Origin of the sequence: Campylobacter sp. P0085 (genome assembly GCF_002139495.1) — a bacterium.
In the GTDB taxonomy this organism is placed as follows: Bacteria; Campylobacterota; Campylobacteria; order Campylobacterales; family Campylobacteraceae; genus Campylobacter; species Campylobacter devanensis.
In genome coordinates this window covers 246,443-268,059 of record NZ_MJKB01000002.1, presented here as the reverse complement: position 1 = coordinate 268,059, position 21,617 = coordinate 246,443, and the positions used below count along the sequence as shown (strand labels likewise).

Below are 21,617 nucleotides of genomic sequence, written 5' to 3'. Positions count from 1 at the left end.
TATCTATTTTGCTTAGATAAATTTAAACTCAAACTCACTGCCATTAAAATCAATATTGGTAGTGCCACCATTTTTTAAAGCACCAAAAAGCAGCTCTTTGGATAGCTTAAGATTGATTTTATCTTTAATAGTTCGTTTAAGATTTCTAGCACCAAATTCACTACTATATCCAAGTTTAATAATCTCATTAATCGCATTTTTGCTAATAGATATAGAGATTTTTTTGGCTGATAGCTCTAGCTCTTTTATCTCTTTTTGGACTATTTTTTCTAAGACTTCGTGGCTTAGAGTGTTGAAATTTATAATCTTATCAATTCTATTTCTAAACTCCGCAGCAAAAAATCCCTTCACAGCTCTATCTGTTTTATCGCTATCATCTTTATTAAAGCCCATAATCGGTGCTTCTTTGGTGCCTAAATTTGAGCTCATTATGATAATTGTATTTTTAAAATCACTCTTATTTCCACTTGCGTCACTTAGAGTTGCGCTATCAAAAATCTGTAAAAATATATTTAATAGCTCTGGATGAGCCTTCTCAATCTCATCAAACAAAATTACGCTATAAGGGTGCTTTTTAACCATATTTGTAAGCATTCCGCCATTTTCAAACCCTATATATCCAGGAGGTGCGCCAATGAGCTTAGCTACGGCGTGTTTCTCCATATATTCGCTCATATCAAATCTCTCAAAATGGATATTTAAAGCATTTGCTAGCTCTTTTGCTAACTCAGTTTTACCCACACCGCTACTTCCAGTAAATAAAAATACACCAATTGGCCTATTTGGCTCATTTAATCCTGCGTATGATGTGATTAAAGCGTCATTTAAGCTCTTTATAGCTAGGTCTTGGCCAAATATTTTTTGGTTTAATATAGTGGATAGATTTTTTAAAATTTGAGTGTTATCAGAGCTTGTTTGGATATTTGAGATATTGGCTATTTTAGAGACAATTTCATTGATTTTGGCTTTTGTTACGCTTTTTTTATTCTCGATATTTGCCGATGCGCCAGCCTCATCAATGATATCTATAGCGCTATCAGGCAGGAATTTGTCAGTTAGATATCGCTTAGCCATCTCTATACTTTGGCTTAAAATTTCATCGCTATATTTGACATTATGAAATTTCTCATAAGTTGGCCTTAAGCCTTTTAATATCTCTAAGGTCTCTTCTTTGCTTGGTTCGGCGACATCTATTTTATTAAATCTACGAAGTAAAGCTCTATCTTTATTGAAATTTCTAAACTCATTATAAGTAGTTGCGCCAATACACCTTATATCACCATTTGCTAAGTGAGGTTTTAAGATATTTGCCGCATCTTGGCCATTATCATTGCTCCCTGTGTTTAGGATAGTGTGAATTTCATCTATGAAAATTATATGATTTTTATTATCTTTTAAGCGATTTATAATCTCTTTTAATCTCTCTTCAAACTCACCCCTATACTTCGCCCCAGCTAAAATAGCAAAGATATCTAAGCTAAAAATCACGCTATCTTTTAATCTATCAGGAACCTTTCCATCTACTATTCTTTGGGCTATTCCTTGGACTATTGCGGTTTTACCAACTCCAGCTTCACCTACAAAAATCGGATTATTTTTCTTATGGCGGCATAGAATTTGAAGAGCTTTGTCAATCTCTTTATCTCTATTTATCACAGGGTCTATTTGATGATTTTTGACTAATTCATTTAAATTTGTAGCTACAGATAGTAGCTCATTATCATCTAAATTTAATCCGTGAAATTCAAGTAGTTGATAGGCTTGTGAGTTTTTATCGCTCAAAATTTCATCCAAAAAATCTTCAATCCCAAAATTTTCCTCAGCAGTAATGCTAGAGAATAATTCACTAAGCTTATGAGTAAGAATTGGTGGCTTTTTTTCGCTAGATTTTGGAGACTCTTTGAGTATATTTATTAGATCATTTCTTAAAGCTATAACATCATTAATACCGATATTTTCTAGAATTTTTATAAATTCCTTATCAAATGTTAGAGTATATAAAATATGTTCAGTACTAATATACTCATGCGATTCGCTTAAAGCTAAGTCATTAGCTTGTTTTATTGACATTGCTAGATTTTGTTCTATCATTAATCCTCTTTTATAACGCATTTTAATGGAAATCCATTTGCCTTAGCTAGGCTTAGGGTTTGGTTTTGCTTGGTTTGGGCGATCTCTTTTGTGTAAATTCCACAAACAGCGCTACCATTTTTATGAATTTTCATCATCAATTCTATAGCTTGCTTTAGCTCTTTATTGAAAATTTCACAAAGCACCATCACTACAAAATCCATTGTAGTTACATCATCGTTTAATAAAATCACCTTAAAAAGAGTTGGTTTAAACTCTTTTAATTTGGTTTTGGTATTAAGGCTTCTTTTAGTTTGCATTTAAGATCTTATCTATATCTTGGCTAATTGTGTTGGTGCTTACTTCACCTAGGTAGAATTTATTTTGCGTTGTTGTACTGCCTAGATTATCGCTTAGATTTTGGTATTTACCATCTTTTAATACTACTTTAAATGGAATTGAAAGGGCTCTATTATAGCTTATATCATTTAGAGCTTGATCTATAATCTTGCTATTTTCTTTTGAATTTGCTATGAAGTAATAGGCGTTATATTTTTTACTAAAATTCTCTAAAACATACTCATCACTTACATCTTCAAAGTGAATTAACCCAATTATCATAAATTTATCTGCGTTTTTAAGCTGAAAATCCATCAAATGTGGAGCCTCTTTTTGGCATGGGGCGCAGTAAGTTCCAAATATATCAAGCATTAGAATTTTATCGCTATCTTTGAGTTTAAAGCCATTTTCAGTGCGAATTATCGTAGCTTTAGTGCCAATTATACTGGTTAATTCTATCTCATCGCCTGTTTTATAATAATTTGATTGTTCTATTTGAGTTTGAGTTGTCTTATCTTGATTACACCCATTAAGTGCGAAAAGTGCCATTAAAAATAGGGCTATAAATTTAATATTTTTCATATTTTATCCTTTATAAATATCTTTTTAGAGCGGCTCTAGCTTCTAAATTTGCTTGTTTTTCTTTGAGAGCTTCTCTTTTATCGTGTAAATTTTTGCCTTTGGCTAGGGCGATATTTGCTTTGACTATATTTTTGTGATTTAGATATAGACTCAAAACTACGATTGTTAACCCATCGGTGCTAACTTTGCCAAGGAGTTTATCTATCTGTTTGCGGTGCATAAGGAGCTTTCTAGGCGATCTCTCATCAGGGCGAAAGTGTGAGTGAGCGGTTTGTAGATGGCTTATGTGTGCGTTTAACAAAAAGAGCTCACCTTTAATGATTCTCACAAAGCTATCTTTTAAATTTGCTCTACCAGCACGAAGTGCCTTGACTTCGCTACCTTGTAAGACTATACCGGCTTCAAAGCTTTCTATAATTGTATAATCATGAAGTGCTTTTTTGTTTTTTGCTAGTTCTTTTCCCATTTTGATACTTTTTATAGTTTGTAAGCTTAAAATCATAGCTAAATATTATGAATTTAGTCTAAATAAGAGTGCCTTTATAGCACTCTTATTGTTATTTTTTATAATTTTTGACAAACTCAGCTATACGCTCAATACCACGCTTTAAACTATCTAAATCGCATGCAAAACTAACTCTAAAATATCCATCCATACCAAATCCTACGCCAGGCACAGTAGCTACTAGGGCTTTTTCTAATAGCTCTTGGCAAAATTTCATTGAGTCAGGCTCTACATTTTTACAGTTTATAAATAGATAAAATGCTCCATCTGGACATACTACACTTAAATTTTCTATATCATTTATAGCTTTTACAGCATAATCTCTACGCTCTATAAATTTGCTTTTCATATATGCTATATCGTTATCAGCTTTGCCTAGAAGTGCTGGGATAGCACCGGCTTGGACGATGCTAGAGATATTACTAGTGCTTTGGCTTTGAAGTTTTCTAACAGCTTTATTTAACTCATCAATATTACTAGCCATATAGCCAAATCTCCACCCTGGCATCGCTCCGCATTTGCTTAAACCATTTATTGTAATTGTTCTTTTAAACATATCATTGCTAATTGCTGCAGCTGCTATAAACTCACCACTATATGTAAGTTTTTCATAAATTTCATCGCTAACTACTAAGATATCGCTACCTTCTAATACTTTGCCAATCTCTTCAAGTTCAGCTTTGCTATATACGCCACCGCACGGGTTGCTTGGGCTATTTAGCACTATTGCTCTTGTTTTTGGAGTGATTGCTGATTTGATTTGGCTAGCTGTTAATTTAAATTTATTATCTTCACTTGTTTCAATTATAACTGGAGTACCACCACAATATTTTACTATTTCAGGATAGCTTACCCAGTATGGAGATGGAATTATAACTTCATCTCCATGATTGATAATGCATGAAAATAGATTAAATAAAGAGTGTTTGGCACCTACATTTGTAATAATTTGATTTGGTTTGTAGTTTAGATTATTATCTCTTTTTAGCTTTGTAGCAATAGCTTCTAAGACTTCAGGCGTACCAGGCACAGGCGTGTATTTACCACAACCATTGTCTAATGCTGATTTTACTGCATTTTTGATAACTTCTGGTGTATCAAAATCTGGCTCACCAGCACTAAAGCTAATAACATTAAGCCCAGCAGCTTTCATCTCTTTGGCTTTTGAGCTAATTGCGATTGTAAGACTCTCGCTTAGAACTGAAATTCTTTTAGATAATAACATTTTTACTCCTTTATTGATTTAATATACTCTTGATATTTTTTGTCTAATACTATTTTATCACTTCCTTGGCATCCAAGATTTTCTATGCGATCTATTAGATAGATTAGCAATTCTTTTGTGATATCTGGTAGCTTATTGTGTTCAAATGGACGATTATCACTGCTAATGCATTTAGCCGGAATTCCTACAGCCGTAGAGTGTGGTGGTACATCTTTTACTACAACTGAATTTGCACCAATTTTTGAGCCAGTTCCTATGGTGATATTGCCTAAAATTTTAGCTCCAGCACCGACAACTACGCCATTTTCTAATGTGGGATGGCGTTTGCCTTTATCTAAACTTACCCCACCTAAGGTAACTCCTTGATAAATCAAGCAATCATCGCCAACTATAGTTGTCTCACCAATTACTATTCCAGTAGCATGATCAATAAATACTCTTCTTCCAATAACTGCTGCTGGGTGTAGATCAACTCTGGTTAAAAAATTACTAATTCCAGCAAGTATTCTGGCTAATTTATGCCACTTTTTATTCCATAAAATATGGATAATTCTATGATTGGCTACTGCCCATACTCCAGGATAATTAAAGATAAGATCTATGCAGCTACGATATGCTGGATCTTGTACTTTAGGCTGAGATAAATCCTCTTTAATAATTTGAAAAATACCCATCATTAGCCTATGGTTTTTAGATATCCATTATCGTTTAAGAATAGATATAGTTCGCCTAGAATATGCTTTTTTTGTTTTTCATCTACTAGTGTTGAATTTTCTATTCGTTCATTTAAAGTATCTCTAATAGCATGTATATCATAGTCTAAATCCTCTAATATATCCATAACGGATTGAGATTCTAAAATATTTTTTATTTCATAATTGCCCTCTTCATTGATGATTATTGTAGCTTCAGTAGGGTGGGTAAATAGATTGTGTTTCATTCCAAGAACCTCTTGATATGCACCAACAAGGAAAAATCCTAAAAAATAATCCTCTTTTTCTAAATCAACATCATGCAAGAATAGCGGATTTTTGGTCGCATCAAAGCTAATTTCGCCATCGCTATCACAAGTAATATCCCAAATAGATGCTGATAGGGTAGGGCGTTCATCTAATCTATCAAGTGGCATTACAGGGAAGTTTTGTCCAAGTCCCCAAAAATCAGGCAAGCTTTGAAACATTGAAAAATTAACCAAATATCTCTCTTGCACCTCTTCTTGAATTTTTAAAAGCTCTGCATAATTTTGTTTATTTCCTAAAAGTGAGATCGCTTTTTTCATAATTAAATGGACTAAAATTTCACTATTTGATCTATCTTGTAAATCTACATACCCCAAATCAAATAGAGTAAGAACACTCTCCATATGATCGATTGCATCGTGGAGATACTCTATGGCATTGCTTGGCTTTATACTTCTATATAGATCATATAATTCACTAATTAGTGGAGGATTGTTCTCTTTTAATATTAGTTTTTCTTCTGTATATTCTTGACTAAATAGCTCAAGTACAGGAGCTACTAATACAGCATGAGATGCAGCTATATATCTACCGCTTTCTATAAATATATCAGGTTCAATCTCATTTTTTTGATTAGCAATGCTTTTTAGTAAAAACACAACATCATTTGCATACTCTTTAAGTGTGTAATTCCTGCTTGGATTATCTTTAAATTGTGAATACTCAATAGCCAAACCGCCGCCTAAATTTATAGCTTTTAGAGATTTTGCTCCCATTTTACGAAGCTCTGCGTAAATATTTCCTGCTTCTATAAGAGCTTTTTTGAGCGGATGAATTTCATTTATTTGACTTCCAATATGAAAATGAATCATAGTAAATTGCTCAATTAGGTTATTTTCTTTTAGTAAATTTACTGCTTCAATTAGCTCTGTAGATGTAAGTCCAAACTTAGAGTTTATCCCGCCACTTTTTGCCCATACGCCTGTACCACTACTATGAAGTCTGATTCTAAGGCCGATATTTGGCTTTGGTTTAAATCTCTCTTTGGCAGTTGAGATAATTGATTTTAATTCATTTAATCCCTCTATTGTAAGAGTGATATTGTGTCCCATCTCAGCAGCGATAAAGCCAATATCAATTAGCTCATTATCTTTAAATCCATTGACAGTAATTGGTGCTCCATAGTTATTATAAGCCATCGCTAGTAGCAACTCAGCCTTTGAGCCAGCCTCTAAGCCATACCCATAGCTTTCTCCAATTTTAACTAGATTTTCTACAAATCCTGGATATTGATTTACCTTTAATGGATATACAGCATTAAAGTTGCCACTATAGCCAAATTCTTTTTTAGCTCTTTCAAAGCTAGAGTATACCTGTACAATTTGTTTTTTAATAAGGTGTGGAAATCTTAGTAAAAGTGGTCCACGATAACCATCATTTCTAATATCTTTTACGATATCAATAAGTGCTGGTTTTAAGTCGCTATTTAAGCAGACTTTGCCACTATCAGTGATAAAATTTGAATCTCCCCACAGGCTTAGTCCATAGTCGTGTGTCATATTTCACCCTCCAAATTTGCTATAGATATTCGTTTTTCATCTTTTGTTTGTAGATTTTTGTACCAAATTTGACCTTGGCTAAACTCATCATCGCCAAGACATAAAAATATCTCAAATCCCTTTTTATCAGCTATATTTAGATGTTTATTTGGGCTTTTGGCTTCGTATGAAATTTCGGTTATATATCTTTTTCTTAGAGTTTGAGCGATTTTGTAAATTTCATCAATTAAATTTGGATTTAAAGCACAGATATAGATACCTTGACGGGTATTTTGCGACTCTTTTTGCTTTAAAATCTCCATAATTCTCTCAATACCCATAGCCCAGCCAACTGCTGGAGTAGGTTTGCCATCTAGATATTCACAGAGTTTATCATATCTACCGCCACCTGCGACTGCGCTTTGAGAGCCAATATCATCGCTAATAAACTCAAAGGCAGTTTTGCAGTAGTAATCAAGCCCGCGTACGAGTTTTGGATCGATTTGAAATTCAACTCCATTTGCTTTTAAAATCTCTTGAAGTTTATTAAAATCATCGTTACAAATTTGATTTAAATTTTGAGTAATAAGCGGAGCATCTTTTAAGATATTTTGACAACTCTGGCTTTTGCAATCAAGTATCCTAATAGGGTTAGTATCAAGTCTTCTTAAGCAATCATCACATAAATTTTCTTTATTATTTTCAACAAATTTAACTAATTTTTCTTTATATGCTGGCATACATTGACTATCGCCTAGTGAGTTGATTTTTAGTGTGGTTTTAATTTTAAGCCTATTGAAAATCTCATTTAACATTAAAATTACAGATGCATCCTCATATACACTTGATTCCCCAAAACACTCTACGCCAAATTGATGAAATTCTCTTAGACGTCCACGCTGAGGACGCTCATATCTAAACATACTACCGTGATAAAAATATCTTTTAACTCCACCAGCTCTATCAAATTTATTCTCTATAAATGCTCTTACAACTCCAGCAGTTCCTTCAGGGCGAAGACAGACATCATTGCCACTTTTATCTGTGAATTGATACATCTCTTTACCGACTATATCGCTACTTTGGCCAACACTTCGCTTAAATAGTGCGGTCTCTTCTAGTTTTGGTGTTTCGCAAAACTCATAGCCATAGTTTTTAACCACAGCTTCACAGGTATCAATTATAAATTTATATAGTTTTCCATCGTTTTCAAGTAGGTCTTTCATACCACGAAGAGCATTAATCATATAAATTTCCTTATTTTATTATGTATAATTTCTGGGCTTAGTGAGGCATCGATCTCTAAGACTTCAAATTTTAAATCGGTGAGTATTATACTCATAAATTCTTGAACTCTCATTAAATACTCAATTCCACGACTTTCAATATCATCATTTTGACCTCTACTAAAAAGCCTTTGACGGATTAAATTCTCATTTGCTTTTAAAAATACAAATTTATCTCCAAAATCCGAACAAAGCGCAAATTTATTTAGTTCAATTAAGGTTTTTATATCTAGATTATCATCATTTGCCATAGCATATGCAAGACCAGATACAAAGCTTCTATCGCTTAAAATCAAATTTCCATAATTGGGTTTTAAAACTTTTTCATAATGCTCGGCACGATCTGCTAAAAATAGAAAAATTTCTGCTTTTTGTGATATTTTACTCGCACTACTCATTAAATAATTTCTAATCATCAATCCAAGCTCTGTGCCACCTGGCTCTTTAGTTATTATAGCATCTTTGTAAATCTCTTTTAGCAGATTTATTTGAGTAGATTTACCAGCTCCATCGACACCTTCAAAATTAATTAGCATATTCTTCCTTTATTTTTTTATATACTTTAGATGGGACAAGTGAACTAATATCACCATCGTGGCGTAAAACTGAGCGGACAATAGAACTAGAAATAAAGGCATTTTTAAGACTTGGCATAAAATAAATCGTCTCAAATTCGCTCCACAACGAAGCATTTGCATAACCAATTTGTAATTCATATTCAAAATCACTCACAGCTCTTAGACCTCGCACAACAGTATTAATATTTTGTGATTTAGCAAAATCGATTAAGAGATTATTAAATCCTGTAACCTCAACACTAGATAGTTCCTTAGTCGCTAAGCGGGCAAGTTCGATTCGTTGATCGTAGTTAAAATACGGCTTTTTAGACTCATTTAGTGCTACTGCTACAATAACTCTATCAAAGACATTACAAGCTCGTCTAATAACATCTAGATGACCATTAGTGATAGGATCAAAGGTTCCTGGATATATGCATGATTTCATTTTTACCTCTATTTTATGATGACTTGGTTTTTGCCTACTACTTGGGCTTTTAGGGTTTGATTATTTTGGTTTTTAACACTGATTATTTGTCCGATATTGCCGTCATTGAGTGCGGTTACTAATATTTCTACTTTTAAAGATCCATCTTCTATAATAGCAGTAATCTTATCACCTTTTTTGACATCGCTTAGGGTTTTAAATTGGCGATTAGTTAGAATTTTGCCACGCTTGATTTTGCTTTTAGTTATAAGTTGGTGATTGGATGGATTTATGATAGCTTGCTTATCATAATCCTTGAGACTTACAAATTTTTGTTTATAATCACTTAAATTTAGTATATGATCTCGCCCAATGTCTTTAGTAGCAACTAATACTGGGAGCTTAAAATCGATTTTGAATTTATAAAATATACTTTTACTGGTAGAATTTGGTGTAGTATAGACTGCTCTAAATGTTCCACTATCATCACGTAAGCCAAGCAAGATAATATTTTTTAATTTTAACTCATTAAAATTTACTGGTAGTTCATTGTGATTATCTATATTAATAGAATTTATCTTAGCTGATGGAAATTTATCATAAATAGCCTTATGAAGTTCATCAATTAAAGAGCTACTAAAAAGAGGAATAGAAAAAATAAGAAGTAAAAAAATGGAGCGGGAAACGAGATTCGAACTCGCGACCCCAACCTTGGCAAGGTTGTGCTCTACCCCTGAGCTATTCCCGCATTTTGTAAAATTGAGACGGAATATTATCATATTTTTACCTATTTGTCAAGAGATTTTATAAATTTTTATCTCTTGATTATCGAAAATTTCACTTTGACCGATATCAGAGATATATATAAAATTTGATAAAGATATTGGTTTTATCATGGAAGGGCTATAAATATTATTATTTGTAGCCCTAAATTCGCCATTATTTGCTTGGCCTATTACTATATTTGCTCTACTAGCTTTGAGTTTTAAGTTGCCTTTGAATTTGGCAATTTGCGACTCTAGCATATAGTTACTCCATCCAGCTACTCTCTTGATATATGGTATAACGGCGATATATGTTGCTAATAAACACGACATTGGATTGCCAGGTAATACAAAGATAAGTTTATTATCTTTTTTATAGCATTTTGTTGGTTTAGCTGGGCGTGCATCAATTGAGCTAAATAGTGGATTGAAATCGAGCGAATTTAATACTTCACTCATATAGTCAGCCTCTCCTTTGCTAGCGCCACCGCTTGTGATGATGATATCATAATCTAAAGAGTTATTAATAGCTTCTTTTATAGATGAAAATTCATCTTTTAAAATCCCTTTATATTCACTTTTAAATCCATTTTGACTTAATGCTGATATAATCCCAAAGGCATTTGCATTATATATGGATAATTCATCGCACTCTCCCCACGGTTCATTTATCTCATCTCCACTGCTAAAAATAGCGATTCTAGGCTCTCTAAGCACCTTAATATAGCTAACTCCTTGAGCGGCTAATAGCATTATATTAGCCGGCGTTAGCATAGCACCCTTGGCTAATAAAAGCTCGCCAGATTTTATCTCTTCGCCTTTTATTTTTCTAGCGTTATTTTTAGGGGTATCTTGTGGGACTATTAAATTTCCATTTTCATCAAAAGACTCATTTTCTATCATTACGACACTATCAGAGCCTTTAGGGAATGCTGCTCCGGTCATAATCTTATAACACTCATTTTTGTTAATTTCATAGCTATTTTTATCTCCAGCTAAGATAATACCTTTTATCTTAAGTGGATTTGCGATATCAGCATAAGCAAAGGCATATCCATCTAGAGCAGAGTTATCAAAAGCCGGTAAGGACTTAGTAGCGATAATATCCTCAAAGAGCACTCGCCCAACGGCTAAATTAAGCGGTAAAATTTCGCTACTATTTAGTGACTTTAAATTTCTAGCAAATTCAAATATCTCATCAACTCTCATATCTTACTCTCTTAATCTTTTTATATCAGCTCCGATTGCTGTGAGTTTGGATTCTAAATTCTCATAACCTCTATCTAGGTGGTAAATTCGGTGAATTCTTGTAGTTCCTTTTGCTCTTAAGGCTGCTATGATGAGTGCTGAGCTAGCTCTTAAATCAGTCGCCATCACATCAGCGCCATTTAAACTGCCTCCGGTTATGGTGGCTATATGGCCATTTAGTTTTATATCAGCGCCCATGCGAGATAACTCACTAGCATGCATAAAACGATTTTCAAAAAGTCTCTCATCAATGCTAGATACACCATCAGCGATAGATGCTAGAGCCATAAACTGCGCTTGCATATCGGTAGGGAAGCCGGGGAATTCGGTTGTGATGATATTACATGGTTTTAAATTGCCATCGCTAATTACTCTTATTGAATTTTGGCTAAGCTTACACTCAACTCCCATATCACAAAGTTTTGAAGTGATCGCCACTAGGTGATCGGGATTTATATTTTCTATTGTAACATCCCCACCAGCAATCGCCACAGCGCACATGTAAGTTCCAGCTTCTATTCTATCAGGTATTACTATGATTTCATCTAAATTTATAAGATCTCTATTTGTTCCGTGTATCGTTAGCTCACTTGTTGCAATGCCTTCGATTTTTACGCCATTTTGGTTTAAAATTTCACATAGTTGGACGACTTCGGGCTCTTTGGCTGCGTTAAATATCTTAGTAACTCCATTTGCTAAGGCCGCAGCCATTATGATGTTTTCAGTGCCTGTAACTGTGATCTTATCAAAAACGATATTAGCTCCATTTAATCCATCTTTGGCATCGGCTATCACATAGCCATCTTTTATCTCAATTTTAGCACCCATTTTCTCTAAAGCACTTAGATGAAGATCAATTGGCCTAGCCCCAATAGCACATCCGCCAGGAAGCGAGACTTCGCAATGACCAAATCTAGCAAGTAGCGGCCCTAGGACTAAAATTGAAGCACGCATAGTGCGGACAATATCGTATGTCGCTTTTGTGGAGTTTATATCTGTAGTATCTATTTGTAGGGTTGAGTTTTTAAATTCAGCCTTAGCGCCTAAATTTTGTAGTAGTTTTATCAATGTTTTTATATCAGCAACTTGAGGTGTATTTTGGATTGTTACTCTATTTTTGGCTAAAATTGTCATAGCGATTATCGGCAAAGCGGCATTTTTGGCGCCACTAATTGCGATTTTGCCTTTTAAATTTGTTGATCTTTTGATTTGTAGATAATCCATATATATCACCTTGTGTAAAAAATAGTGATGGATTATACCAAAAATATGCTTATATAGTTATTTGGAATTTAAATTATATCAATAAAAGCTATGGCAAAGGCCATAGCTTATGAGCGAGATTTTTTGACTTCATCTGCGATTAAGAAGGCAAGCTCTAAGGCTTGATCGGCATTTAGTCTTGGATCGCATTGAGTCTCATAACGACTAGCAAGAGCCTCTTGAGTTACCTTAAATGCACCACCAGTGCACTCTGTAACATCTTGGCCTGTCATCTCTAAATGGACGCCCCCAGGTATGGTGCCACAAGCGTGATGGATATCAAAGAAGCTCTTAACCTCTCTTAAAACATTATCAAATTCACGAGTCTTATATCCATTTGACGCTTTTACCGTGTTGCCATGCATAGGATCAATACTCCATAAGATATTTAGGCCTTCAGATTTAATATCTTTTAAGATATTTGGCAAGCGACTCTCTATCTTATCAGCTCCCATTCTGATGATGATATTTAGGCGGCCATTTTCGTTATTTGGGTTTAGTTTGTTGGCTAATTTTATCACATCATCAGCTGTGGCATTTGGACCGATTTTGCATCCGATTGGATTTTTAACTCCGCTTAAGAAATGGACATGAGCATCATCAACTCCTCTAGTTCTCTCACCTATCCAAAGCATGTGAGCAGAGCAGTCATACCAATCTCCGCTTAAACTATCAACCCTTGTAAGAGCCTCTTCATATGGGAGTAAAAGTGCTTCGTGGGAAGTGTATAATTTGGTTTCGCTTAGTGTTGGGGTATTAGAGGTTGTAACCCCACAAGCCTCCATAAATTTAAGAGCATTTGTAAGCTCGGAAGCTAGTTTTTCGAATTTTTCATCTAATTCACTTCGCTTTACAAACCCTAAATTCCATCTATGAACTTCATTTAAATTAGCCAATCCGCCTCGTGAAAATGCCCTTAGAAGATTTAGTGTAGATGCGCTTTGATAGTAGGCATCTATCATTCTTTTGGGATCTGGGACTCTAGCTGATTCATTAAATTCAAATCCATTTATGATATCGCCTCTATAGCTAGGGAGCTTAACCCCATTTATCTCTTCATAATCACTACTTCTAGGTTTGGCAAATTGACCCGCTACACGACCGACCTTGACTACAGGACAGCCACCAGCGAAGGTAAGGACAATCGCCATTTGTAATATAATCTTAAACATATCACGGATATTTACTGCATTAAAGTTAGCAAAGCTCTCAGCGCAATCTCCACCTTGAAGTAAAAAGCCATGGCCTTGAGTGACCTTAGCTAGCTCATCTTTGAGATTTCTAACCTCACCTGCAAATACAAGTGGTGGGAGTTTGCTAAGCTTATCTTCGCACTCTCTAAGCTTGGTAATATCGGGATACACCGGTTGTTGTAAAATATTATAATCTCTCCAACTATCTTTATTCCATTTACTCATTTTTAACCTTTTGAATTTCTATAAAATGCGTGATTATAGCCAAATAAATCTTAAATTCTAGCAAATTTAGGATTTTACTAGATAAATTTGGGTAGAATTACTAACATAAATTTTAAGGAAAAATATGAAAAAAATTATATTGATATTTGCTCTTATATTTTTTGTTGGTTGTATGCAAAATACCACAAATGTAGGCCACTCAGAAGTTGATAGAACGCAGCTAATGCTGATATCTAGCGATGAGATAAATGAAGCATCTGCTAAAGCTTATGGCGAGGTGATACAAAAAGCAAAAGCGTCAAATACTCTAAATAAAGACCCAAAACTTACAAATAGAGTTAAAAATATCTCAAATAGATTAATTGCTAAAACTTCATATTTTAGGCAAGATAGCACAAAGTGGAATTGGGAGATAAATGTAATTACGAGTGATACTATCAATGCGTGGTGTATGGCTGGTGGCAAGATAGCTGTATATACAGGGATTATAGAGAAGTTGAATTTAAATGATGATGAGATAGCATTTATCCTAGCTCACGAGATTGCTCATGCCTTAAGAGAGCATGTAAGAGAGCAACAAAGCCAAGAGATGATAAAGAGTGGATTAATCAGTGTAGCTTCGGTTTTTGGGGTGGATAATACTATTTTAGGAGTTGCGAATTTGGCTGCTAATGTGGGGATATCTCTGCCTTTTAGTCGTTCGCATGAAAATGAGAGCGATGAAATAGGGCTAGAGCTTGCGTATATGGCGGGATTTAACCCAGATGGTGCAGCGTCATTATGGACGAAGATGCAAGAGCATTCAGGTGATGGTGGATTGGAGTTTTTAAGCACTCACCCAAGTCATGAAAATAGGATAAAAAATTTACAAACCCTAGCAGCCAAGCTAAAAGCTAGCAGTTGATTTAGCCAAAAATTTAGCCTATTATTTGGGCTATGCTTTGGGCTTGTTTTAGAGTCATATCTCTTTTTATTTGGTAGTTTATAGCACCATTTTGACTGATTATAACAATGGTTGAGCCTAGCTCAAAATTGCCTATATGTTCGCCTTTTTTTAAGCTTAAATTATTGTAATTATAAAAAGCGGGAGATAAATTTGAATTGGTGCTAACTCTTGGTTCAAAATCAAATTTCATCTTTCCTACATTTAAAGCGCCTACAAATACCATCCAGATTAATTTATCATTAGCTAATCTTGCTTTTAATACAACTCTTTCATTTCTAGCGTATAGATTATCATGTTTTAAAAGGGCGCTTCTAGCTACGCTAAAAAGCGTTCCAGGGGTGTAGTTTAGACTTATAATTTCCATATCGCAAGGTGCGTGATAGTGATGGTAATCTCGTGGTGATAGATAGATATTTAGATAGTCAAACTCACCATCTAACTCGCCTTTTTCAAGAGATTTACCTAGTAACTCATCTACGCTATAGCTTTTGGATTTGATGCTATAAGCTTTTAGATTATCACCTTTTTGACACTCAAAGCACAATCCATCGCTTGGTGAAACAAATCCATCGCCAAGTGCTCTTGGAGAGTTTAACTCTCTTGTAAATAGGGCGTTTAAGCTATCATAGCTACTAATGGGATTAAACTCACTCATATCTATTTGAAATTTTTTAACATACCAGTTATTTATAGCATTTTGAAGTAATTTTGGAAATTTATAGTGTGCTATCAGGCCAAAGTAGTTTGAAAATTTATTATAATCCATATTAATCTCCCAAAAGCTTTAAATATACTATTTCACTATTTGATCCAACTCTAAAAGGTGGCCCCCAAAGCCCAGCGCCACTGCTAACATATAATTGCATATTATTATTGATATTATATAATCCATAGACATATTTTTGATTTAGCCATACTAGGAGCGAAAATGGAAAAATCTGCCCACCATGCGTATGTCCACAAATAACCAGATCTACATCGCGTTTTAAATATTTGAGTGAACGAGGCTGATGAGTAAGCAAAATTGTAGGTAAATTTGGATTAATGCCATTAAATACATTGACAAAATCAGGAATAAACTCACCCATTTTAAAGCCTGTAATATCATAAACACCAGCTAAATTTACTCCACCAATATTAAGATTTTCATTTTCTAAAACCTTAATTCCAAGCTCTTTAAATTTATCCAATAACCCACTAAGGCCATGATAATATTCGTGATTTCCAACAACCATAAAAGTACCAAATTTGCTCTGAACACCTTTGAGTGGTTCAAGAAAGTCTTTTAACTCATCGCTTTTTAAATCAACCAAATCGCCTACGATTAGCAAAGCATCTGGACGGAGTAAATTTATCCTATCAACAAGGCTGGCCATAAAATCTTTTTGATAAAATTGTCCGATATGCACATCAGTAATTATGGCTAAATTGAGCGGAGTTTTAAGATTTTTAATCTTTATTTCTTTGGTAGTAATAATAGTGTTAAAATTAGCATTATAAGCACCTACTATAATATACATAAAAAAGCCAAAAATTACACAGATATCTATTATAAATTTGGCAATTTTTTGAGAATTTTTACTAAGTTTACTAATAAAAAGTAGTGCAATATGAAATGGTAAAATGGTACAAAAAAGCATAAAGCTCACGCCAATACAGATGATAGAAATCTGATAGATTAGCGATGGTAGTGGAGAGCTTTTAATAGATATAAAATAGGCTACTTCAAATAAAAATATTAACCCAAAAACTACTCGTAAACTCCATTTAAATTTGACCAATATCAAGTTTTGTTTAAGACGTTTATAAGTATATAAATTTATTCCCAAAAAAATCAGCGTAGATAGTGGAATAAAAATATATGGACTCATATTTTGCCTTAAATTTAGTTTTGGATTATACTATTTATCTGATGATAAAGTGATAAAATTTCATCACGTTTAGTTATAAAACTATTTTTATTAGCAATCAAATGAGCGCTACTAGTCATTATTTCTTCGGCTACTTTTAGGCCATTTTGTCTCATTGTAGTGCCAGTTTCAACAATATCCACAATAGCATCGCTAAGTCCAACAAGTGGAGCTAGCTCAATAGAACCATAAAGTTTAATAATCTTAACTGCAATCGCTTTTTGGTCAAAATAATTTTTGGTAATATTTGGCATTTTTGTAGCAATTTTTAGCTCTGGTTTGCTATAGTCTAGTCTTTGGTTTTCTTTAATACCAATGCAAACCTTGCATCGCCCAAGTCCAAGATCAAGCAATCTAAGCACATCGCATCTATGCTCTTCTAATACATCAAGTCCGACTACACCGATATCTGCAGCACCTTCGGTGATATAAGTTGGGATATCTTGATTTCGCACCATTAGAAATTTAAATTCGCCCTTTGTCATAATGAGTTTTCTATCTTCAAATTTAAACTCACTTCCAAAAATTTTGCTAAAAATTTCTAAAGTCTGCTCAGCAATTCTACCCTTTGGTAATGCTACACTTAGCATAAAATCTCCTTATTTTCATTTATCGCTCTTTGCATACCACGAAATATTAGCATTCTATCATAGATAGCTTGAGAGAAAAACTTAGACAAAAACTCCCCATCTCCGCCAGTAAAATATATCGTTTTTTGGCTTGAAAAATCGCTAATTAAACTTACAATTGGTTTGATTATTCCATAGCTGATAGCATCTTGTGTGCGTTGTGGTAGGCAATCTAGATCTATATTTGTATTTAGTGGCAAATTTAGTCGTGGTGAGATATTTTGCAAACTTTTAAGTGTTGTAGATATCCCAGGAATTATAAAACCACCAATATGACAACCATTTGCCATTAAATCAAGAGTTATAGCACTTCCAGCATCTACAATTAGGCCATTATTTATAGCATAGCATACAGCAGCCCTATCAATGCCTAAACCAATATATGTGCTATTTAACTTAATATATGATGAAATATCGATAAATAAATGGTTTAAAAGTTTTTGTTCAGCTTTATCATTTACATTAATGTAGTAAATTTTTTCTGTTGGCTCATAAGCCATAAATTCATCAATGGTTAAATTCCAAACTCTTCTACCATCAAAAAATGAGGCATTTGTATTTCCAATATCACATAAAATCATAAAATTTCCAATCTGAATTTGATTTTAGAACCTTTGAACAGATCGGCGAGCTGTAAAAAAGTCCAAATTTAACTATGTTTGTATCAAATTTCCTCTTAACAAGTTCGCTAATTTCTCTTAGCTCCTCAAGTTCTTTACTCACAAATCTACTTTTTGAATCCCTAAAAAAGATAAGATTATAAAATCCGCTTTTATCTATTCCTAAAAATAGCTGATAATTACGCTTTTTACTAAATTCTTTAATATCAAGAGTGCGTAAATTTTTAAGTAAAATTTTACGCTGGTTAAAAATATTACAAATTCTATTATCCATTATTTTAATTTTAGTATCTCATTATCATAGTAGAAAGCGTCCGCACCTGTGAAGCTTTTTTTGCTAATTTCTGAGTCTAGCTCAATTACTTGAGTATTTTGTAAATTTAGATCTGTTATAAACATATATCCGGTTTTTTCAAAGATATATAGCTTATCATCTTGTGGAATTGCACCTGCAAATATGGCAAATTTAAAGTTTTGACTGCCAATTTTATTTAGCTCCAAATCTAAAATCTCTACCACTCCATCTTTTAAGAAAATATAAATTTTACCAGAGTAAATTAAAACATCTTTTATTTGGCCATCATAATATTTAACACCATTAGGGTCAATTGCCATAAATTTTGTAGCGCTCGCTGCAAACATTTTATCGCCTAGCAAATCAAGAAATATAATATTATTAAAAAACGGCTCACTACTAACAACTGCATCACGTAAAATTCTTCCATTAGCTCTATCAACAATCATAATTTTACCATCAAGTGTTGGATATACTATAATTGAGTTTAGAAATATTGGATTTGCCATCTTTGCATCGATTGCATAGGTTATACCGATATTATACTCCAAAAGAATTGTATCACTAATCATATCAATAAGGTATATAGTATTATCAGCACTTAGAGCAGCTAGATGATTATCATTTATAGAGGCTGAGACTATGCGAGTGTTAAATTTATTTGTGTAATACTCATCTTTATCAACTAATACTTTAAATGAGCCATCAATATTAGCAACTAAAAGCTTATCTTGATACTCTCCTAAAAAGTTATCATCTTTAAGCAAATTTAGCTCTATAATCTTTCCACTTTTTAGCAGCACACTACCATTTTTTAATACAGCACCATATTTGCTAGTTTGTTGAATGGCTGAGCTTAATGAGCCAGTAAATTCTATATTTCTAGATACACTCTCAGGTTTATAATACTCTCTTTTAGTATAACAACCAACAAGTATAAAAAGTATTAAAGATGATAGAATATAAGCTTTGTAATTCATACTATTTTCCTTGATAATGCTCTAAATTTTTAGCAATTTGTTGAAGTGGTGAATTAAGAGGAATTTTTGCAAATTCAGCCTTTGCAGCATCGGTTTTACCATCTTTTAATAGTTCATAACCATCGATTAAAGCATTATAATTTGATAAAATTTTAGCCGATTCTTGGCCTTTTAAATTTACTAAAATTTCTTTTAAAAGCGGATCGATCTCTAAATTGATCGCCTCATCTATAATTGTAGTTGAGTTTAAATCAGCTGTTTTAATTACAAAAAGAGCATATAAAGATGGGTTTTTAGATATTAAAATTTGTTTTGCATTACTATCATCTGGGTGATTTATTAAGGTATTATAGGCTTTATTAACTTCTGCTTTACTAGCTTCTTGTAAAGCATTTGATATGCTATAACCAACAAGCGCAATAACTATAACAATTCCTGCAGCGATAAAGCTCTTTTTATTGCGTTTAAAAAATCTCTCACTTTTTATAGCGCTTTCTAATAGTTGTTCTTGAGAGCTAATCTCATTTTTAATATAGTCAATATTCTCTTTAACTGCCAAAGTAATATCCTTTAAAAATAAAAAATTTGCTAATTTTATCATAAATTATCTTAAATCTAACAAATAAAAAGGTAATTATTAAAAAGTTCCTAATATTGATAATTTCTATCTAAGAAAACTTATGATATAATCGCTCAAAAATTTTAAATTTGGGGTGAAACTGTGCAAATTGACGATAAAATGCTTGAAAAATTAGAGAAATTAAGCGCACTAAAGATTCCGGATGATAAGCGTGAAGAGTTTAAGGGTCAACTTAGCAAGATTGTCGATTTTGTTGATGTTTTAAATGAGTTAAATTTAGATGGCATAGAAGCTGCAGTAAGTACTGTAAGCGGTGGAACTCCACTTAGAGATGATGAACCACGCAAGAGTGATGTAATAGATATAATTTTACAAAATGCTCCACAAAAACAGGGCAAAAGTTTTGAAGTTCCAAAAATTATCGAGTAGAATATGGCTATAAGATCTTTGCTTGATTTGGTAATAGATAAGAAAGCTAGTGATTTACACCTAGTAGCTAGAAGTATGCCAAAGATTAGAATTGATGGAGAGCTAGTTTCTACAGGAAATGTAGTTCTAACACCAAATGATATAGAAGAAATTTGCCTACCACTTATAGATGAAGAGCAAAAAGCTGAATTAAAAAAATTTAAAGAGCTTGATTTTTCTATTGATCTTGGCAATAGTAGATTTAGAGTAAATTATTATTATACTATGAATGGTGAGCTTTCGGCTGCATTTCGTACTATACCGCTAGAGATACCAACACTCGATGATATTTGCGCACCCGATATATTATTTGATTTAGCTAAGAAACAAAAGGGGCTAATTCTAATAACTGGAGCTACAGGAAGTGGCAAAAGTACTACGCTAGCAGCAATTTTAAATGAGATAAATCAGAGTCAAAATAAACACATCATTACTATTGAAGATCCAGTAGAATTTATTCATACTAGCAAAAACTCACTATTTTCGCATAGAAATGTTGGAAGCGATACAAGCTCATTTTCACGAGCGTTAAAATATGCTCTTAGAGAGGATCCAGATGTGATTTTAGTTGGAGAGATGCGTGATAAAGAGACTATGGAAATGACTATTGAAGCGGCTCAAACAGGGCATTTGGTCTTTGCAACACTACATACAAACTCAGCTGTAAGCTCTATAAATAGAATAATAGATAGTTTTGCTACAAGTGATCAAGCATATATCAAAAGCTCTTTAGCCTCATCATTAATAGCTGTAATTTCTCAAAATTTACTTCCAAAAATTGGTGGAGGTAGGGTTGCGCTTTTTGAGATTATGCTAAACAATATCGCAATTTCAAATTTAATAAGAGAGGGGAAAATTCATCAAATCCTCTCTCAAATGCAACTTGGTAGCTCGCAAAGTGGTATGAGAATTATGGCAAATGAGATACAAAAAGCACTAGATGAAAATATAATAACAAAAGATATTGCGATGCAATTTAATGCGACAAATTTAAATTAATGGAGAAAA

The 21,617-nt window shown here is 33.4% G+C and carries 24 protein-coding genes and 1 tRNA gene; 3 read left to right on the top strand and 22 right to left on the bottom strand.

Annotated elements, in window-relative coordinates; translation table 11 throughout:
• Nucleotides 1–12: 12 nt before the first annotated feature.
• The 15 genes from CIGNP85_RS03220 to CIGNP85_RS03150 all read right to left on the bottom strand — a co-directional run bounded on the left by CIGNP85_RS03220 (nucleotide 13) and on the right by CIGNP85_RS03150 (nucleotide 14,181).
• Nucleotides 13–2,091, bottom strand: coding sequence for an AAA family ATPase (locus CIGNP85_RS03220; protein WP_086286938.1), 2,079 nt, complete (start codon nucleotides 2,089–2,091; stop codon nucleotides 13–15).
• Nucleotides 2,091–2,390: an ATP-dependent Clp protease adaptor ClpS gene (locus CIGNP85_RS03215; protein WP_086229099.1), complete on the bottom strand. Its 300-nt coding sequence runs from the start codon at nucleotides 2,388–2,390 to the stop codon at nucleotides 2,091–2,093. The genes CIGNP85_RS03220 and CIGNP85_RS03215 overlap by 1 nt, the downstream gene beginning before the upstream one ends.
• Nucleotides 2,380–2,991 carry a thioredoxin gene (locus CIGNP85_RS03210; RefSeq protein ID WP_086286936.1) on the bottom strand — a complete coding sequence of 204 codons (612 nt, stop codon included), beginning with the start codon at nucleotides 2,989–2,991 and terminating at the stop codon, nucleotides 2,380–2,382. The genes CIGNP85_RS03215 and CIGNP85_RS03210 overlap by 11 nt, the downstream gene beginning before the upstream one ends.
• 10 nt (nucleotides 2,992–3,001) lie before the next feature.
• Complete coding sequence (smpB, locus tag CIGNP85_RS03205; protein ID WP_086235265.1) at nucleotides 3,002–3,457, bottom strand: SsrA-binding protein SmpB; 456 nt, start codon at nucleotides 3,455–3,457, stop codon at nucleotides 3,002–3,004.
• Nucleotides 3,458–3,548: 91 nt separating this feature from the next.
• Nucleotides 3,549–4,721 carry a pyridoxal phosphate-dependent aminotransferase gene (locus tag CIGNP85_RS03200; protein ID WP_086286933.1) on the bottom strand — a complete coding sequence of 391 codons (1,173 nt, stop codon included), beginning with the start codon at nucleotides 4,719–4,721 and terminating at the stop codon, nucleotides 3,549–3,551.
• 2 nt (nucleotides 4,722–4,723) lie between these two features.
• Entirely contained in the window at nucleotides 4,724–5,395 is a 672-nt protein-coding gene (gene cysE / locus CIGNP85_RS03195) for a serine O-acetyltransferase (RefSeq protein WP_086227134.1), read from the bottom strand.
• A gap of 2 nt (nucleotides 5,396–5,397) precedes the next feature.
• On the bottom strand, nucleotides 5,398–7,239 hold the full coding sequence (gene speA / locus CIGNP85_RS03190; protein WP_086229096.1) for a biosynthetic arginine decarboxylase: 1,842 nt from the start codon (nucleotides 7,237–7,239) through the stop codon (nucleotides 5,398–5,400).
• Nucleotides 7,236–8,465 carry a histidine--tRNA ligase gene (gene hisS, locus CIGNP85_RS03185; RefSeq protein ID WP_086286932.1) on the bottom strand — a complete coding sequence of 410 codons (1,230 nt, stop codon included), beginning with the start codon at nucleotides 8,463–8,465 and terminating at the stop codon, nucleotides 7,236–7,238. Before hisS ends, speA begins: the two co-directional genes overlap by 4 nt.
• Nucleotides 8,462–9,040 (bottom strand): dTMP kinase, encoded by a 579-nt coding sequence (gene tmk, locus CIGNP85_RS03180; RefSeq protein WP_086234404.1) that lies wholly within the window; start codon nucleotides 9,038–9,040, stop codon nucleotides 8,462–8,464. The genes hisS and tmk overlap by 4 nt, the downstream gene beginning before the upstream one ends.
• Nucleotides 9,030–9,509 (bottom strand): pantetheine-phosphate adenylyltransferase, encoded by a 480-nt coding sequence (gene coaD / locus CIGNP85_RS03175; protein ID WP_086224338.1) that lies wholly within the window; start codon nucleotides 9,507–9,509, stop codon nucleotides 9,030–9,032. Before coaD ends, tmk begins: the two co-directional genes overlap by 11 nt.
• Before the next feature lie 8 nt (nucleotides 9,510–9,517).
• On the bottom strand, nucleotides 9,518–9,991 hold the full coding sequence (flgA, locus tag CIGNP85_RS03170; RefSeq protein ID WP_179187357.1) for a flagellar basal body P-ring formation chaperone FlgA: 474 nt from the start codon (nucleotides 9,989–9,991) through the stop codon (nucleotides 9,518–9,520).
• 170 nt (nucleotides 9,992–10,161) lie between these two features.
• Nucleotides 10,162–10,236: transfer RNA gene (locus CIGNP85_RS03165), tRNA-Gly, on the bottom strand.
• 46 nt (nucleotides 10,237–10,282) lie between these two features.
• On the bottom strand, nucleotides 10,283–11,461 hold the full coding sequence (locus tag CIGNP85_RS03160; protein ID WP_086241230.1) for a molybdopterin molybdotransferase MoeA: 1,179 nt from the start codon (nucleotides 11,459–11,461) through the stop codon (nucleotides 10,283–10,285).
• 3 nt (nucleotides 11,462–11,464) lie between these two features.
• Nucleotides 11,465–12,724 carry a UDP-N-acetylglucosamine 1-carboxyvinyltransferase gene (murA, locus tag CIGNP85_RS03155; RefSeq protein ID WP_086286928.1) on the bottom strand — a complete coding sequence of 420 codons (1,260 nt, stop codon included), beginning with the start codon at nucleotides 12,722–12,724 and terminating at the stop codon, nucleotides 11,465–11,467.
• 107 nt (nucleotides 12,725–12,831) lie between these two features.
• Nucleotides 12,832–14,181, bottom strand: coding sequence for a class II 3-deoxy-7-phosphoheptulonate synthase (locus tag CIGNP85_RS03150; protein WP_086286925.1), 1,350 nt, complete (start codon nucleotides 14,179–14,181; stop codon nucleotides 12,832–12,834).
• A gap of 124 nt (nucleotides 14,182–14,305) precedes the next feature.
• Here CIGNP85_RS03150 and CIGNP85_RS03145 point away from each other — a divergent pair, with 124 nt between their 5' ends.
• The gene (locus CIGNP85_RS03145) at nucleotides 14,306–15,085 is read left to right on the top strand and encodes a M48 family metallopeptidase (RefSeq protein WP_086286923.1); all 780 of its coding nucleotides are present in this window, start codon (nucleotides 14,306–14,308) and stop codon (nucleotides 15,083–15,085) included.
• Between the two features lie 13 nt (nucleotides 15,086–15,098).
• Here the strand turns inward: CIGNP85_RS03145 and CIGNP85_RS03140 are convergent, their stop codons facing one another.
• The 7 genes from CIGNP85_RS03140 to CIGNP85_RS03110 are packed head-to-tail and all read right to left on the bottom strand — an operon-like array spanning nucleotide 15,099 to nucleotide 20,120.
• Nucleotides 15,099–15,893: a phosphatidylserine decarboxylase gene (locus tag CIGNP85_RS03140; protein ID WP_086286921.1), complete on the bottom strand. Its 795-nt coding sequence runs from the start codon at nucleotides 15,891–15,893 to the stop codon at nucleotides 15,099–15,101.
• 1 nt (nucleotide 15,894) lies between these two features.
• Entirely contained in the window at nucleotides 15,895–16,998 is a 1,104-nt protein-coding gene (locus CIGNP85_RS03135) for a metallophosphoesterase (protein WP_086286919.1), read from the bottom strand.
• 14 nt (nucleotides 16,999–17,012) lie between these two features.
• Nucleotides 17,013–17,627 carry an ATP phosphoribosyltransferase gene (gene hisG / locus CIGNP85_RS03130; RefSeq protein ID WP_086233260.1) on the bottom strand — a complete coding sequence of 205 codons (615 nt, stop codon included), beginning with the start codon at nucleotides 17,625–17,627 and terminating at the stop codon, nucleotides 17,013–17,015.
• Nucleotides 17,621–18,247 (bottom strand): type III pantothenate kinase, encoded by a 627-nt coding sequence (locus CIGNP85_RS03125; protein WP_086229088.1) that lies wholly within the window; start codon nucleotides 18,245–18,247, stop codon nucleotides 17,621–17,623. The genes hisG and CIGNP85_RS03125 overlap by 7 nt, the downstream gene beginning before the upstream one ends.
• A complete protein-coding gene (locus CIGNP85_RS03120) occupies nucleotides 18,234–18,560 on the bottom strand; it encodes a hypothetical protein (protein ID WP_086224357.1) in 327 nt (108 codons plus the stop codon). The genes CIGNP85_RS03125 and CIGNP85_RS03120 overlap by 14 nt, the downstream gene beginning before the upstream one ends.
• Nucleotides 18,560–19,561 carry an L-seryl-tRNA selenium transferase gene (locus tag CIGNP85_RS03115; RefSeq protein ID WP_086286917.1) on the bottom strand — a complete coding sequence of 334 codons (1,002 nt, stop codon included), beginning with the start codon at nucleotides 19,559–19,561 and terminating at the stop codon, nucleotides 18,560–18,562. The genes CIGNP85_RS03120 and CIGNP85_RS03115 overlap by 1 nt, the downstream gene beginning before the upstream one ends.
• Nucleotide 19,562: 1 nt before the next feature.
• Nucleotides 19,563–20,120 carry a hypothetical protein gene (locus tag CIGNP85_RS03110; protein WP_086234723.1) on the bottom strand — a complete coding sequence of 186 codons (558 nt, stop codon included), beginning with the start codon at nucleotides 20,118–20,120 and terminating at the stop codon, nucleotides 19,563–19,565.
• A 162-nt stretch (nucleotides 20,121–20,282) separates the two neighbouring features.
• Here CIGNP85_RS03110 and gatC point away from each other — a divergent pair, with 162 nt between their 5' ends.
• Together gatC and CIGNP85_RS03105 are read left to right on the top strand one after the other, a co-directional pair.
• The gene (gene gatC, locus CIGNP85_RS08325; RefSeq protein WP_086224361.1) at nucleotides 20,283–20,570 is read left to right on the top strand and encodes an Asp-tRNA(Asn)/Glu-tRNA(Gln) amidotransferase subunit GatC; all 288 of its coding nucleotides are present in this window, start codon (nucleotides 20,283–20,285) and stop codon (nucleotides 20,568–20,570) included.
• A gap of 3 nt (nucleotides 20,571–20,573) precedes the next feature.
• Nucleotides 20,574–21,608: a type IV pilus twitching motility protein PilT gene (locus CIGNP85_RS03105; RefSeq protein ID WP_179187356.1), complete on the top strand. Its 1,035-nt coding sequence runs from the start codon at nucleotides 20,574–20,576 to the stop codon at nucleotides 21,606–21,608.
• The last annotated feature ends 9 nt before the right edge of the window (nucleotides 21,609–21,617 follow it).